This is a genomic window from Okeania sp. SIO2F5 (assembly GCF_010692685.1).
Taxonomy (GTDB): Bacteria; Cyanobacteriota; Cyanobacteriia; order Cyanobacteriales; family Microcoleaceae; genus Okeania; species Okeania hirsuta.
In genome coordinates, this window is sequence record NZ_JAAHGU010000008.1 from 183770 (window position 1) to 200141 (window position 16372).

The following is a 16372-nucleotide window of genomic DNA, read 5'->3' on the forward strand; positions in this document are numbered from 1 at the left end:
TGTTATTCTTCTTGGGGGATTTTTGGGTATGTTTTGGCTTCATTTTTATCGGGAATTTACCACTGAAACTCCGGCAAATAGACCTTCGGAAAATTCTAGAATTAGATTACCAAAAACACTGATAATCTTATTGATACTCCTGGGAGTATTTTTATTAATTGATATCCTGACAACATCCGAGATTTCTCTATGGAAACTTAGTAGTTTTTGCCTCAAGGTAGGCAGTTTATTATATGGCAGTGGTTATGTATTAATTGCCTTCCTACAAGATTTAGTAGATCAGTTTCATTGGTTAACTCAACAACAATTGTTGGATGCTATTGCTATCGGACAAATCACACCAGGACCTTTGATTTCTAGCGTCACTTTTATCGGTTATTTATTATTAGGATTACCAGGAGCAATAGTGGGGACAATTTCAATTTTATTACCTGCATTTTTGTTTAGTGCTGCACTCAATTCTTTGGTGCCACAAATGCGTAATTTTCGGTGGACTTGTGAATTACTTGATGCGATTAATGTTACTTCTATTGCTTTGATGGCATCTGCTTTTCTGACATTATCTAGATCGACACTTATTAATTGGCAAACTTTGTTGATTGCTCTATTTGCTTGTCTGATAAATTTTCGTTGGAAACTAAATATTATTTTGATGATTTTTTTAGGTGCTATTTCTGGTTGGATACTGTTCAGATTTTAATTGTTAAAAAGCGTTCAGCAATTCAGCAATCAGCGGTCAGCTTTGTCCTAAGGGGATTAAACCCAAGCTTTTCCGTTCAGGAATGCTCCGCAAACAGATACCATTATCTATGCACACATTTTTAGACTTATAGCTGATAGCTAATAGCTTATAGCTAGTTAACTTTAAATAGGTAGTACCGAAAATCTATGAAAATAAAGCAAGAATAATAAAGAAAACTCTAAATAAAATTGCCACAAAGAATTCTCTTTAGAAATACTGAAATTATCTTTACTTTTGTTTCTTCCTTCTTCCTTCTTCCTTCTTTCTTCCCTCCTGACTCCTGTCTCCTGTCTCCTGACTCCTTCTTTACTTATTTTTTTCACCATGATGCCAAGGTTCTAAAAATCTGCGCATGGGGCGAATAACTAAATATTCAGATATCAAAATTAATACCACCGTCACAACCACCCATGCCATTACTTCCGCTGTATCAAGATTAATTCTAGCTAGATTCATTTCTGCACCAATACCTGTTTCTGATGATAATAACTCAGACATTATTGCTACTCGCCAAGCTAATCCTAATCCAGATGCTATTGAAGGAAATAAACTTGATAATAAATGTGGATAATATAAGTCTAATAATAAATTTTTGATAGGAATTTTCAAAGTAAAAGCCATTTCTATTAGCTGTAAATTGATATTTCTCACACCTTCCACAGCACCAATAAAAATAATTGGTAAAGTAGCAACAGCAACGGTAAATATTGAAGTAGAATTACCAGTGCCAAACCAAAGTAATGCAATAACAATCCAAGCAATAGGTGGTACTCCTTGCAAAGCAGTAATCAGAGGTCTGACCGCTCGACTAATCAAAGGTTTTATACCAGCTATTATTCCGAGGAAACTGCCACTTAATGTTGCTATTGTGAAACCACTAATTGCATTTAAATTAGTAGTTAAAATAGCCAAAGTTAATTTATTTGCCGTTGCCAAATTTTTCAGAGCAACTAGAGTTTCTAGGGGAGAAGGTAGAATAATTGAACTATAGTGCATTGCTAGTATTTGCCATATAGTTAGAAATCCTAGAAAACCGATTAATTCAGGTAAAATAACTTGAATTAGTTTGAATATATTTTTATCAAATTTATCAGATTGAATCATCAACTTGACTATGTTATTTTCAACTTGAATATAATCTTGACAGGATTTATCGCAGAAGGAAGAAGGAAGTCAGAGTAATATAATATCATGTCCGCTGGTATCGTTTGTGTAAACCCAAGGGTGAATATTTACAGGAAATTTAGGTTTTTTCAAGCTTTTAAGCCTTCTTCCTTCTTCCCTCTTCCTTCTTCCTTACCTTCGCGTTTACAATACCGATGCTACCGGACATGATATAATTCGTTTGATCATCATACAATGCGTAGGGGCGAATGGCCATTTGCGCTCCGCAAAGCTCCGAATGGCGCCCCTACAATATAGACTCTTAATCTTAAACAATGCTGAATAACACTGATGCGATCATATTTGAGATCAAACCCTTGTAGGAATGTTCCATGGAACGCCCCTACATTCTTTTTCGGAAGGAAAGCAAGTTAAAAACCTACGAAGCACTTCCAATTACAATATCGCGCACCCGCACAGGTACACAACTATGAGTCATTTGAGCTAGCTGCATCGGTTCCCCTTTCCCACAAATATTAGTACCGCACTGCTCCCATTCTGCAGCACTTCCCACCGCATCAACACTATTCCAAAAATCTGTAGTCATCGAATGATAAGTCACATCTTTCAACATTCCCACAACTTTGCCTTTTTTCACCTGCCAAAAAGCATCTCCACCAAATTGAAAATTCCGTCGCTGTTGGTCAATAGAAAAACTACCAACACCATCAATTAAAATCCCATCTTCAGTATCCGCAATCATTTCGTCTAAAGTAGCAGTATGACTACCACCATCTGCACCCGCTTCTAACCCCAAATTCGGAATGCGCACCATCGGTACACTCGACCAACTGTCAGCAAAAGCACAACCATTACTACTACCACGTCCAAGTCGATAAGCTGTTTCTCGGTCTGTGAGATAATCAACCAATACCCCATCCTTAACAACATACCATTCTTGTGACTTCACACCCTCATCATCATATCCCATGGTGCTACGACCCCCTGGTTGAGTGCGATCGCATTTAAAATTCACCCAGGGAGCAGCATATTGAAGTTTACCCATTTTATCGGTAGTGGCAAAACTGGTACCAGCAAAATTAGATTCATAACCATAAACCCTATCTAATTCGGTGGGGTGTCCAACAGATTCGTGGATGGTTAAAAATAGATTCGTTGGCTTTAAAATTAGAGTGGAGCGAATATCCGCAGGTCCTTTGGGAGCATAAACTTTTTCAATTGCTTCTTCAGCAACCCGTTCTACTTGACTCAATAGATCGGTGGGGTTAATATGCTCATAACCAATATTCAAAGGAGGTCGTTCGTAACTGCGACTTTGAGCATCATTATTGGCAATAGCTGTACAAGTAAACCCAGGATAACTGCGGTAAATTGTTTGCTCAATTAAGGAATCATTAGTAGAAGCAAATATTTTCTCTTCTTTAGTAAAGCGGAGAAAAGAAGCAGCTTTTTTCACTCCTCGCTCCTCATAACTCAATAATTTCTCATTCAAATTTAGAAGTAATTCTGCCTTTTCGCCAATAGGTACTGCAAAAGGATCAATTTCAATCGGAGTAACATAACTATCGCGGTAGCTTTCCACAGGTACTAACTTTACTGGTGTCTGTTGACAGAGACGACTACCCTTAGCAATATCTACTGCTAGAGCAACAACTCTAGCTACCTCTTCTACACTTTGGCGATGACTGGCAGCAAAACCCCATGCACCATTGAGCAAAACTCTCACCCCAAAACCAGAATTGACCTTATCTTCTAATCTGTTGAGAGAGCGATCGCGAGCTGTTAAATTTTGGGAGCGATAAATACATAAACGAATATCTCCATATTCACATCCGGACTGACGAATTAAGTCTATTGCGAAGGTAGCTAATTCTGTAGTTTGAATCTTTGCTGGTGCTTGTACCATTCTATGTTAATCTGAATTTTATCTAATTTATTTTATATAATGCACCATTTTTGTCCAAAATTTTAGTTTGTAGTTGGGCTTTAGCCCAAGCAATACTTATTACCATTTCTCACGCAAGAATGCTATATCTGATTGGGTGAGAAAGTATGGGAGGTGTAGGGAGAGGAAAAGAAAGAAAAATCTATACTAACCAACTAAATAATTGTCAAAAACAAACTTTTAATCTTGGTAACTATTTAACTGTTGAAGTGTAGCATTAATGCATGGTAATTGGTATCATATGAGGGCTAAAGCCCAACTACGAGCGTGATTATAACTTTTCTACCGAACATCATATTCATCAAAAATGGTTGTAGATTTGAGAGAATCCTGAGGAATTAGCTATGCCCAATCAATATTCATCTCCAAAAAATCTGTTAAAATCAAAGTTTTTATTAAAATTTATTGGATTAGTAGGAACACTGGTAATTAATTGGAGTTTTACTCGGCCAGTTTTTGCCGCCTTCTTAACAAACTGGTTTTTTGACCCAGACAATAATCAACTTCAGTTTACTCTCCCATCAGGTACCGCTCCTAGTTTTTCTTTGGAAAATCAACCAGCTCGTCTAATTGTATACATTCCTAATACTGAGGTTAGTGTAGATGTGACTGAGTTATATCCGGCAGGTTTGGTGCGCCGAGTTAGTCTTTCTCAAGAGCAACCAGAACAAGCAAAAGTTATTATAGATTTTGCTCCTGAAGTGGTTATTTCTACCAAACAAGTACAATTAGAACAGGTAGAACCACAGGAAAATAGTTGGCAGTTAAGTTTGCTTGTGACTGAGGGGGAATTTTCGGGGACACCAGAAGCAATAATTTCAGATCGACAGCCAACTGAGCCAGAAATTACTGAAGTTGAAAATTATCAAACTACCAACCAACAGCTAACTGAGCCAGAAACTACTGAATTAGAAAATTCTCAAATTACCGAAGAAGAAGAAAATAATCAAACTTCTACTCAACCAAAGCAAGATAGTGTCGGTTTGTTAGACACTGCTCCTGAAGAGGAATCTCCTTTACCGAACCCAGGCCCTTCTGCGGAGCCTTCCGTACCATTTCTGGTTATTCCCACTGACAGGCCAGGTAGATTTAGATCTCCAATAGTAGATGCTTTTGATAATGAAAAGCCGGAAACCGAAAATTCTCAGGTTGTAGAAACACCCACACTTCAGACTAGAGAGGAAGAAGAGACCGCTATTTCACTTCCTCCAGAGTACAGAGAAAAACCGAAATACAATACAACAGAATCAGTAGGTGTAATTACTTTTGGAGAACCTTTGCCTGGTTCATCGGGGCAAAAACAATCTGAAGATGATTTTGCCGTATTAATTGAGGAAGGAGAAGTTATAAGTTTAATTTATCCCTCTCAAGAAGTTACATTACCACGAGATATTGAAATACAGGAAGTTTTGCTGCTCAAAGAGGCGATCGTTGACGAATCTGGTAGAGTTATAGTACCAGCTAGAACACCTGTAGTTGGTGGTTTTGATACTACCACTCATGGAAGTAAATTTATTGCCAGGGCTATATATTTAGATGAGCGCTTAATTCCTTTTTCTGCTGAATCAGAATTACTTCGAGGCCATCGTAATATAAATGAAAAAGTTTTGGCTGCCAGTAGCGCTGGTGGGGGGTTAGGATTATTACTACTGACGGGTTCAGGTTTTGGTTTTCTGGCAGGAGCTGCTCTTGGTGCTGGTAGTGTTGTTCTTACTTCTCCTCGTTCTGTGACCCTAGAAGGCAATAATATCATAGAAGTTCGTGTAGTTGAGGATTTACCTAGTGCTAGGTTTTACGAAGATATTAGCAATTTTTAGAGGTAGAGATATTTTCTACTCCCTACTCCCTGGTATAGTTAAATCAACTAGAAGTTATTTTCAGGTGCATTCCCCCCAGGTCCTAACTGACCGGGCAAGAAAAGGTTTTGAGCACTATCGTTTTGATAGATACAATTAATCTCTGGATCGTCATTAATATTTCCTGTATAACCAAAGGTATTCATCCGATTTTTACAATCACGTACTTGCTCATTGTTGACTAAGTTTCTTTTCTCTAGAATTGACCAGTTATTTCTGCGGATGACACATCCTGGTTTTATATTTGGTTGAGATACATATACATTAAAAGGATTGAGAGTCAAGAAAACTCTCATATTCATTACCATAGCACTAGCTCCAAACTGTACACAAAGTTCTGGATTTGGTACACTGCGGTCGATAAATTCACGAGAGGCCACATTTTGGGGAGTAAAGTTAGCGGTAGAGCTAAAGGCAATGCCAATGCCAATACCTAAAACAAATACTCCTCCTAAAATTGCTATAGTGGCATAGTTGAATCTAGATGGTTGGGTGGTAGTTTGAGGTCTACGTTTCATATAAATAAAAGTTAAGTTATGGAGCTTAGGCTATAAACTAATAGTGGACGAGCTAAATTTAGATTTTTACTTTCCTAGTTTGACAAGCAAGTATGTATAATTTTACCAGGTAGATTATTTGTCCTTAAGTAAGCATAAATAACCATCAGTAAATTACCTAATTTGGAAATTTTTTGATTAATACTATCATAATTCTCAAATTAGAACGATTAAGTCAAAATTTAAAAGTCAAAAGTCAGATAACCCCCTAGTTGAGCAATGTTAAGTTTTATGTTATAATATTTCCAATATATGCTCATAATTTTTGAGTGTAGGCCAAAATATATATCAAATAATATTTAGCTATATGTTTGTTTTCGGGTAAGTTCTAATGAGTTAGCATTCCTGAAAGGTAAAATATTTGGCAAATATTATTGAACAGAGTTAAGTATTTCTACTTTATGTCTAGCCTAAGCATTGGTCTAGACTAATGTGTCTATGTCGTATTAGAATTTTTTAATCAGGATAGAGTAGTGTCTGTCGAGACTATAGAAAAGCGTTCCACTTCCACAGTCCGTAAACCTGCACCACGTTATCGTGTTTTACTCCATAACGATGATTTTAATAGTATGGAGTATGTAGTGCAAGCATTGATGAAGACAGTGCCGAGTCTAACTCAACCCCAAGCTGTCGATATTATGATGGAAGCTCACAGTAATGGTATTGCATTGGTGATTACCTGCGCTTTAGAACACGCTGAGTTTTATTGCGAAAATTTAAAAAATCAGGGACTAACTAGCACTATAGAACCTGATGAGTGATTTAATTGTAATATAGAAGCCGAGTTTCTACCTTGAGAAGCTCGGTTTCTCATTTGTATAGGTGTTGGTAGTGCCTAATTTATCATTTGGCAAAATTGCAAAGTTTTCGGTTCCTATCAGAATAGGAATTTTTATTTTAACATTATTTCTGGGTTGGATACCACTAGCAGCACCAATATATTTTTTTGGGCGAGATGCAAATTTAGCGAGTATATTGGCGATCGCTCTATTATATATAGAGTTTATTATTTTAGTCCAGTTTTGGGGAAAGAAAGTTTATCAACAACCACACCTACTACGTCACTACGGTTTAGAAATAAGTAGGGTCAACTTTCAGAATTTTTTTCAAGGTTTAGGAATAGGTTTAGTTAGTCTGTTTGGTTTTTTTATTTTAGAAGCGCTTCTGGGATGGGTAATATGGCAGTCACCTTCAGCAAAGTTACCTCAATTTATTCTGGAAGGTTTATTGGTATCTGTGGGTATTGGTTTTGCTGAGGAGTTACTATTTCGAGGGTGGTTATTGGATGAGTTGGAGCGAGACTACAAACCAAAAGTAGCTTTGTGGGTAAGTAGTATTGTGTATGCCTTACTACACTTTATTAAACCAGTTGAGGAAATTTTGCGGATTTGGTTTCAGTTTCCTGGTTTGGTGTTGTTAGGTTTAATCTTTGTTTGGGCAAAACGTGGATCAGTTGAAGAAGGAAGAAGGAAGAAGGAAGAAGGAAGAAGGCATCCCCCCTTGCCCCCCTTTGAAAGGAAGAAGGAAGAAGGCATCCCCCCTTGCCCCCCTTTGAAAGGAAGAAGGAAGAAGTGGATGGTGACTCAAAACCCAACTAATTATCAACACCGTGTAGATAGCGGGGTATTAAACCCAAAAGAAAAAGATAAATTGACTTATTATCAACAACAATTATTGGGTTTGCCTATTGGTATTCATGCTGGTTTTGTTTGGGGTTATTACATTATTAATGTGGGTGGTTTAGTTAAGTATTCTAGTGTAGTTGGAGAGTGGATAGTTGGGATAAATGGTAATCCTTTAGCAGGTGTAATGGGGTGGTTTTTTTTAGGAGCGATCGCTTTGTTTATTCAGCGAAAGTGAATTGGTATAACCTAGAGGTAGTTATAGTCATTTAACTTTAGATTGAGACAAAGCTTTCTTGCTATGAGGGAGTTTCAGACGAAAAAACGTCTCATTTTTAAGTTAAACTACTATATATCATGTCTGGATAATAGCGTTCTGATTCAATATCAAATTGCTAATAGCTATAATGCTTATAGAACAAGTTTTTTGGGGAATTTATAATTTATAAAGCGACAAGTCTAATATTTTATACAGTTGCAACAGAGGGAGGTTTTGTTTGTGACAGTATGCGTTTAGCTTTCATCAGCATTTTTACTCCTCCCTTGGGTCCTAAAGTTACTCCTCGACGTTGGGGTTTTACAGGTTGATTTTCTGCTAATTCCATCTCGAAATTAGATAATAGAGTTGCCAATACCAAGCGCATCTCAAAATCTGCTAGTGCCATTCCCAAACAGCGACGACTGCCACCTCCAAATGGCAAATATTCATAGGGAGAAAACTTCTTCTCCAAAAATCGCTCTGGCTTAAACTTTTTCGGTTCTGGGTACAAATCTTCTCGTTGGTGAGTCAAATAAATAGAACCACGAATTGTTGTATCTGCTTCCAAGTGATAACCCTGCAACTCAACAGGTTGTTTTGTCCGACGAGGAAATGTCATAACTACTACTGGATATATTCGTAAGGTTTCCTGACAAACTGCTGTGAGATAGGGTAAACGGAATATTGTCATGGGTTCAGCATCTATTTCCAGAGTTGTCAACTCTTCGATCAACTTTTGATACACTTGTGGTTGTTTATGAACCCAATAAACTGCCCAAGCTAGAGCTGTTGCAGTGGTTTCGTGACCAGCCAATAACAATGTCATCAACTCATCCCGAATTTCTTGGTCTGTCATACCTTGACCTTCTTCATCTTGTGCTAATAGCATTAAGGTCAAGATATCAGTACGATTTGGATCTAGTTGAGAGCGGCGAGTGGCAATTTCTGTATATAGGAGTTCATTAAGTTTTTGTTGTTGACGCTGATACTTACCCCAAGGACTCCAAGGGCCTAAATCCTTTTGCAACCAGGGAAAAAATAATAAACTAGCTCGGAGTGGAGAAGCTGTGAGTTCAAGAAAATCTGTCAACATTGACCTAATTTGTGATAAGCGGGGGCTATCATATAGACCAAAAACAGTTTGGAGTATCACCTGCATCGTAATTTCTTGCATCAGTTTACGGGCAATAAATGTTTTACTCACTGTTAAGTTGCTGGCTACTTCTTTGGTGATGTTACAGATTAAATCACCATAGTTCCGCATTCTGTTGCCATGAAAGGGAGGCATTAATAATTTGCGTTCTCGACGGTGGCGATCACCTTCTAAGCAAGAAATTGAGTATTCCCCAAACACTGATTGTAAAAGTTTATTAGCAGGAACTTCATACTCATTATTATCCTTTGTCAATACCTCCTGCAAAGCTTGCGGACTGCTGAGGATCACAGCTTTCTCAGCAGGAGCAGGAGTTATCATGGTAAAAATATCTCCATACTTCTTGGCATAAAATTCAAGAGTATTGAGTGGAGCGAGAACCAATTGCAGTCTCTGAAAAAGCGGTGGTGTTTTTGGTCCTTTGATTAATTTCATATTAGTTACTTGTGAATTTTTGTACTGTTTAATATTATAACTTAACAAGAGCATTTTATCGGTTTTTTGTCTCAAATTCAATGCCCTAGTGTTAGACAAATTTTTATGTTGGCGACTGCCGTTTGCGTAGCATTCTGTAGGAAAATAATTAATAATTAATTATTACTTATCTTTGGCCAAGTTCTTTACATTGAAAAAGTTTGATCGACCAAGAGAAGAAAAAATTTTCATTATTAGTCAATCCTCTTCTTTTCAAGTAGAGGTAATTATTAATTATTAATTATTAATAATTATATCATGTCCGGTAGCATCGGTATTGTATAGCAAGGGTAGGGAACACTTAACTGGGAACAGGGAACAGTCAGGAATACTTAAGAGCAAGAAAAAAACTTAAATTTCCTGTAGATATTCACCTTTGGGTTTACACAAACGCGCCCCAGTGGACATGATATTAATTGTTGAATCCTATCTCCTCGCTCATTCCCATTTCTCCCCTCCTGGGAGGGGTTAGGGGTGGGTTGTCTCCTGTCTCCTTTCTTCCCCTCCTGTCTCCTTTCTTCCCCTCCTGTCTCCTTTCTTCCCCTCCTGTCTCCTTTCTTCCCCTCCTGGGAGGGGTTAGGGGTGGGTTGTCTCCTACCCCTACTAAAAGACTTTTGAGCGCAAACCCTAATTATTGCTCTGCTGATTAAATCTCAAAGCATTGATATATAAAGATATTAGCCTTTTTTAGCTGGAAATACCTGGTTTTGATCCCTTCACGCTCATGCATGAAGCGCATTTTGGGGTGACTATGGCAGAAAAATCACTCTTGCTATAATGAACAACCACCTTATCTATAACTCCCTCGTTCCTCCTGACTCTTAACTACTCCCTACTCCCTACTCCCTACCTCAACAAAAAGACTTTCCATAAGCAAACCCTAATTAGTATTAGAAGGTAGAGAGTTGAAGCGTCATAAAATTCAAATATCTTGTCTATTTCTGGCATCTAAAAATTTTAATTGTTGATACAACATCCCAATTTTATCTAGCTGAATACCTGCTGCACCTGTCATTCGTAAAGGGTTGCCAATAATACTTTCTATTTCTAAAGGTTGTCGTCGCTCATAATCAATTTTCATGCTAGTTAAATAAGGGTTTAACTTGTCAGTATGGTCTAACATATTTTGAATATAACTATTTGGAATTTCGCACTTACAACTTTTTGCACCTTCCAATACTTCTTGCATTATTTCTGTGATTAAGTTTCTAGTATTAGTATCTCCCATCATTTCATCAGTTCGAGCATCTAGAATTACTGACAAGCTGTTATAAGGAATATTCCAAACTAATTTTTTCCATCTTTCTTGGAATAAATCTTCACTCAAATTAACTTGTATTCCAGCACTTTCAAAATCCTGGGAAATTTCACGCATTTTATTTGTAATACCAGCAGATTGATAATTTGTGGCATATTTTCCGATTCTAATCAAACCATAATCTACATGACGAATATGACCGTAACCTATTTTATTAGAAGCAAGATTACATACTCCTCCAATTACTCTTTCTTTACCAACAGCTTTAGCTATTTCAGGTTCTGCACCCAATCCATTTTGTAAGAGTAAGACAACGTTATTTTCTTTGCATAAAGGTGAGAGTAATTCTGGTAATAAATGGTTTTGTGTTGTTTTTAATGCGACGATAATTACATCACATTTTGGTATTTTATTAGTATTGTTATAGGCATTAATTTGAGGGAGGTTAAAGTCGCCATCTTTGGATTCTATGATTAAGCCATTTTTGAGAACGTGCTGATAATCACTACGCAGTAAAAAATGAACTTCTAATCCTGATTTTTGTAGTTTTGCACCGTAAAAACCTCCTAGTGCGCCACTGCCAATAATAGCGTAAGTATTTTTTGACATTTTATTGTTCTTAAATTAGACTCTGTTTCTATTTTATTGAATCAGGTAGAATAAAGCTGTTTAAATCAATTTTTAACTGGTAAAAATATTGTGTTATTATCAAGTCGATGAAAGTCTCCTTCAATATTATGGATAATACTTTTCAAGCTCTAGAATGCGATACTGATATTTTGATAAAACGATGGAGGAGTCAGGAGTCAACCCACCCCTCGCCCCTCCCCCTCCCAGGAGGGGAAGTCAGGAGTTAGGAGGAAAAAAGAAGGAAGTTTTTTATCAGTAATTAAGCGGACATGATATAAGTCAATTGCCTCTTGGTTTTTTCAAGAAAAGCTAGAAATTATTGAAAATGAAGTAAGAATTATCTTCGGAGATATAAAGTTAATTTTCCCAATAGAAGGTATTGAGTGTAAGATATTAAAACTTGGCTCTAAAACTTGGAAACCTGGTAAGCTGAGAATTCAAGTAATACTCAAAAATGCTAGTATTCAAACTATGGAATTTTAATTTTGTTATGACGAACCACCACAACAAGAATCACCATTAGACGATATTCGACAAAGAGAAGATTATCAACAACTTTTAAATAATCAATAAACTTATTACTGGCAAACTGGAAAACTAAAAAAATGAAAACTAAAAAAATATTCAGTGTGACACTACTAATTATACTGTAAGTATTATTTTGAGACTATAAGTATTATTTTAAATTTATTTATACAGCAGATTTCACCTAAGTTAAGTACACCAGTAGCGGAAAAAATACCCGCACCACAAAAGTTTTATTTAAACTCTATTATTAAGGGCGAAGTCTTAATTTTTTTTACTTCATATACTTGCATTTTGCTGTATTAAACTCAACTCTATCATTATTTTATCTGTTCAAATTTTTCAACTTTAATTTTGCTACATGAATAGTCTTTCCATTATCCAGTTTAAAATTTTTCCTAAAGCAAATCCTCCTGCCAATGCTAAGAAAATATAATACAGTAGATTCCACTTTAATCAGATACACCCGTCGCTGGCAAGATGCCCGCACTAGAAACATTTAATTGTTAATCTCTGTACTTCTTATGGGAGGAATCTGCTGTAATTTATATTTATAACTCCAGCTTAAGTTTCTAGAATGTTCTAAATAAAGAAAGATAGAAAAAAATAGCAGGCAAAAACAGTACTAAAACTAAAGTTATAGTGTTTATAAAAGTTATAGCAGTCGAAGGAAAGGTTAGGAGAAATAAAAAACTTAAAACTCAGACAAAGGAATATTTTTCCTTCTTCCCTCTTCCTTCTGCTATATACCAATTCCTAAAAATAATGCTCTACTTATATTCATTGTTAATTTTTGAATAACTAGGAAAACTCAATAACCATTTCCTCATTTCATCAGATAATTTTTGCCTACTTCTACTTTGAGGATGAATACAAACGTGCTTCGTAATAGCTCTGGCCACCCACTTATCCTCTGTTTCTTTTAAAAATACTTGATAGGAAATCTCAAACTCATCATCTCTCCAACTTTTAGGAATTAATTCAATAGTTAACTCATCCCCACAAAACATCGGGCGACGAAAATCAACATTAGCATAAATAATTGGAATAGCTATTTCTTGATTACTAAAAAAAACTTTCAGATTAATACCAAATTCTACTAAAGATGCTTCATAAGTTTCATGGCACATTGCTAAAACATTAGCAAAATAAACTACTCCAGCAGCATCGGTATCTTGAAAATGAACTATTCTTGTATAGTAAAAAGACATTTATAGATATAGGTTTAATAGTAATACCATTTCTCTATGAATTTGCGCTGAATAAAAGATGATAATTATCAGAATAATAAGGTCAGGACAAAAATTATTAAGTGCATCGTTACAAAGAAATGATATTAGATTGAATAAAGTTTTAGGTAATAGGTATTAGGTTCAATTGAAGATTAAACTTTAACCAGTTATAGAAACCGTAAAGACAGTCATATTTTCTACACTTATAACCTGACACCTACCAGGAAGGGTAGGGAGGATAAATCATATATTTAGGAATTAGGCATTTTTGAGTTCTAAACACTACATATCTGTAACGTTATAGTTTTTCTCGTTATATATAGTCTGTTTACCTAAATTCGGAACTATAACGTTATAGTTTTTCTCGTTATATATAGTTTGTTTACCTAAATTCCGAGTCGCCTACCACCTAGAACTAAAGTCCCGGTAGACAGGATAAATCATATATTTAGGAATTAGGCATTTTTGAGTTCTAGAGACGACATATCTGTAACGTTATAGTTTTTGCTCACTATATATAGTCTGTTTACCTAAATACCGATCGCCTGACACCTACCACTCAAGGAAGGGTAGGGAAAATAAATCATATATTTAAGAATTAGGGATTTTTGAGTTCTAAACACTACATATTTGTAACGTTATAGTTTTTGCTCACTATATATAGTAGTCGAAGCAAAGGGTGCGGACATATCAAAAGCTTAAAACTCAGACAACGCAAAATTTTTCAGTCCTTCGTTCCTTCCTTCTTCCTTTTCTGAACAATGAACAATCACTACAATAAAATTGAGTATTGTTCATTGAACATTCATCAGGACTAATTTTGTAATTAAATTAACCCTTATTTTTAATCATTATTACATCAATAATCTTAGTAGCTACTGCTTCGGAAATTTCCAAAGCATTATATAACTCATTCAAAAGTTGTTCCTCCTCTTCAGCAAGGTCTCCATCTACTAAAACCAAGTCTGTACTAACAGCAAAAACTGTTTCCCTTAACTCCTTTGGAAGTTTAGCAACTGCAGCATCAAACAAAGGCTTAATTTCTTGATTTTTAATCATACCGAGAAGACGGTCTTGCATTTCTGTCTTACGTTCCTTTGAATAATCACTAAACAGTTCCATGCGAGAGAAAATATTATTAATACCTTGAGATTCACTCTTCGTAATAACACCATCAGCAGCAACAGCAATTAAAGCGATCGCTGCAAAAGCTTCTGCCGGTTCTAATTGAATATCAGTAGCTTGTATTGTTGTTGTTCCTTGATCGAAAAGACCCATTTTAGTACCTCATCAATGATTTTTTTACCATCTCTATTTTGGAAAAATATTAGGTGTTATTAAATAAGTTTTAGATTGAATATACAACCTAAAATTTACCACCTACTACCTTCTTCAATACTTCTCAAAAACTGCTAAATTAGCTTTGAGAAAATCAATAAATTGTCGTGCCGTTCGCCCAGAGCGACCATTATATTTCGTAGCCCATTGTAAAGCTTGATAGTCTAAATCTTCAGGATTTAGATTAATTTTTGCCTGTTTTGCCAGATGTCTAACAATTGTTAAATAAGTATCCTGGTTAGCAGGTTCAAAAGTTAAAGTTAAGCCAAAGCGATCGCTAAAAGAAAGCTTTTCTTGAACTGTATCCCAATTATGAACCTCATCACTATCTTTTGGGCGAGGGCGATCGTTAAAAAATTCTCTAATTAAATGCCTTCTATTTGATGTAGCATAGACTACCACATTTGTTGGTCTAGCAGTTAAATTACCCTCTAAAACAACTTTAAGAGCTTTAAAAGTATCATCATCTTCTTCAAAAGAAAGATCATCTACAAAGATAATAAATTTTTGTGGAATATCGCGTAATTTTTCTGCAATTAATGGTAAATCTTTTAAGTCTGATTTAGCTACTTCCACTAAACGAAGATTGCGTTGACTATATTCATTTAATAAAGCTTTTATTAAAGAAGATTTTCCAGAACCGCGACTACCATAAAGTAATACATTAAGTGCTGAATATCCTGCTAGGAGAAATTGTGTATTTTTGATTAAGGTATCTTTTTGAAATTCATATCCGACTAATTCTTTTAATTCAACTGGGTCGGGGTAAGTAATAGTAAGTAGTTGACCGTTACGCCATTCAAAGGCAATTGATTCAGCAAATAAACCAGTGCCATTATGATGATAATGAGTGGCTAAGGTCTCAATGGCATCTGCCCAATTTTCTAATTTTTTTAACTCGTCGTAGATAGCTTCTTTTTGTTGTGATTGTATTTCCCACGCAATAGGGGGATTCTCTAATTTAGCTATTGTTTTTACCCACTGACTAATTGTTTTACCACTGCACTGATAAAGATTTTGTAAAATTTGTAAATCATGTTTTGCAGCTGCAATTAAATTTGGAGATAGGCTGGTAATATTTATTTTTTGAACTTGTTGACTAAAGGGATTATCATCTTGAATAATCTGAGCAATTAGATATTCTTGCCAGGAAATATTTTGACTAGCAATATTTCTAAACCAGTTACCATAAGCTTGAAGGCATTCTATAGCAACTCCATCATTTTTAGACAAAGATTCTAATAATTGGATAAAAGCTTCACCCACTGTTTTTTTTAGAACAGACTGATATAACAATAGAGATGCTATTTGCTGTTGTAAGTTTTGAATTTTGGCTAACACTTGGGAACCTAAACAAGACATAATTAATGATATGATTGCCTTATTAAATAAAGGATCAGCACTTAGCACTCAGCAATTAGTAGGAGCATTTTTTTTAGGTTTAGAAGGGGATTTCAACTCCTACTAAACTATCTGAAACAATATTTGTTAGAGATTTTAACCCAAACTCAAAAAACTTTATAATAGCTGATAGCTTACCACTGGATACTTACCTATTTCTTTGGCGTAATGTAAATCTATGTAATTCTATAATAAATTTTACTCTTTGTAGTTATAAACCACTATTTTTTTACATTTACTTAAGATGCAATTTAA

14 protein-coding genes are annotated in these 16372 nt (G+C 35.6%); 5 read left to right on the plus strand and 9 right to left on the minus strand.

Translation table 11 applies throughout. The features are described from left to right. The first annotated feature begins 28 nt into the window (after positions 1-28). The gene (locus tag F6K27_RS05970; protein ID WP_287274469.1) at positions 29-700 is read left to right on the plus strand and encodes a chromate transporter; all 672 of its coding nucleotides are present in this window, start codon (positions 29-31) and stop codon (positions 698-700) included. Between the two features lie 164 nt (positions 701-864). On the opposite strand, the gene F6K27_RS05975 is transcribed toward F6K27_RS05970, so the two are convergent. The 3 genes from F6K27_RS05975 to F6K27_RS05985 all read right to left on the minus strand — a co-directional run bounded on the left by F6K27_RS05975 (position 865) and on the right by F6K27_RS05985 (position 3773). Further along, positions 865-1068: a hypothetical protein gene (locus F6K27_RS05975; protein WP_287274471.1), complete on the minus strand. Its 204-nt coding sequence runs from the start codon at positions 1066-1068 to the stop codon at positions 865-867. Continuing rightward, entirely contained in the window at positions 1049-1846 is a 798-nt protein-coding gene (locus F6K27_RS05980; protein WP_287274572.1) for an ABC transporter permease, read from the minus strand. The genes F6K27_RS05975 and F6K27_RS05980 overlap by 20 nt, the downstream gene beginning before the upstream one ends. 439 nt (positions 1847-2285) lie before the next feature. Beyond that, positions 2286-3773: a TldD/PmbA family protein gene (locus tag F6K27_RS05985; protein WP_287274485.1), complete on the minus strand. Its 1488-nt coding sequence runs from the start codon at positions 3771-3773 to the stop codon at positions 2286-2288. Between the two features lie 383 nt (positions 3774-4156). Between F6K27_RS05985 and F6K27_RS05990 the strand changes: the two genes are divergently transcribed. Beyond that, entirely contained in the window at positions 4157-5629 is a 1473-nt protein-coding gene (locus F6K27_RS05990) for an AMIN domain-containing protein (protein WP_287274487.1), read from the plus strand. A 47-nt stretch (positions 5630-5676) separates the two neighbouring features. On the opposite strand, the gene F6K27_RS05995 is transcribed toward F6K27_RS05990, so the two are convergent. After that, positions 5677-6186: a DUF3172 domain-containing protein gene (locus tag F6K27_RS05995; RefSeq protein WP_124144427.1), complete on the minus strand. Its 510-nt coding sequence runs from the start codon at positions 6184-6186 to the stop codon at positions 5677-5679. 512 nt (positions 6187-6698) lie between these two features. Here F6K27_RS05995 and clpS point away from each other — a divergent pair. Further along, complete coding sequence (gene clpS / locus F6K27_RS06000) at positions 6699-6986, plus strand: ATP-dependent Clp protease adapter ClpS (RefSeq protein WP_124144428.1); 288 nt, start codon at positions 6699-6701, stop codon at positions 6984-6986. 70 nt (positions 6987-7056) lie between these two features. Further along, positions 7057-8085: a CPBP family intramembrane glutamic endopeptidase gene (locus tag F6K27_RS06005; RefSeq protein ID WP_287274489.1), complete on the plus strand. Its 1029-nt coding sequence runs from the start codon at positions 7057-7059 to the stop codon at positions 8083-8085. A gap of 229 nt (positions 8086-8314) precedes the next feature. Here F6K27_RS06005 and F6K27_RS06010 read toward each other — a convergent pair whose 3' ends face one another. Together F6K27_RS06010 and F6K27_RS06015 are read right to left on the minus strand one after the other, a co-directional pair. Beyond that, entirely contained in the window at positions 8315-9694 is a 1380-nt protein-coding gene (locus F6K27_RS06010; RefSeq protein ID WP_287274491.1) for a cytochrome P450, read from the minus strand. Positions 9695-10655: 961 nt separating this feature from the next. After that, on the minus strand, positions 10656-11600 hold the full coding sequence (locus F6K27_RS06015) for a putative 2-dehydropantoate 2-reductase (protein WP_287274493.1): 945 nt from the start codon (positions 11598-11600) through the stop codon (positions 10656-10658). Positions 11601-11990: 390 nt separating this feature from the next. Between F6K27_RS06015 and F6K27_RS33555 the strand changes: the two genes are divergently transcribed. Then, entirely contained in the window at positions 11991-12104 is a 114-nt protein-coding gene (locus F6K27_RS33555) for a KGK domain-containing protein (protein ID WP_353735942.1), read from the plus strand. Positions 12105-12916: 812 nt separating this feature from the next. Here F6K27_RS33555 and F6K27_RS06020 read toward each other — a convergent pair. From F6K27_RS06020 to F6K27_RS06030, 3 genes are all read right to left on the minus strand, one after another. Continuing rightward, positions 12917-13357 (minus strand): thioesterase family protein, encoded by a 441-nt coding sequence (locus tag F6K27_RS06020; RefSeq protein ID WP_287274495.1) that lies wholly within the window; start codon positions 13355-13357, stop codon positions 12917-12919. A gap of 852 nt (positions 13358-14209) precedes the next feature. Further along, positions 14210-14656 (minus strand): tellurite resistance TerB family protein, encoded by a 447-nt coding sequence (locus tag F6K27_RS06025; RefSeq protein ID WP_287274497.1) that lies wholly within the window; start codon positions 14654-14656, stop codon positions 14210-14212. 114 nt (positions 14657-14770) lie between these two features. Beyond that, positions 14771-16078 carry an ATP-binding protein gene (locus F6K27_RS06030; protein ID WP_287274499.1) on the minus strand — a complete coding sequence of 436 codons (1308 nt, stop codon included), beginning with the start codon at positions 16076-16078 and terminating at the stop codon, positions 14771-14773. Positions 16079-16372: the final 294 nt, after the last annotated feature.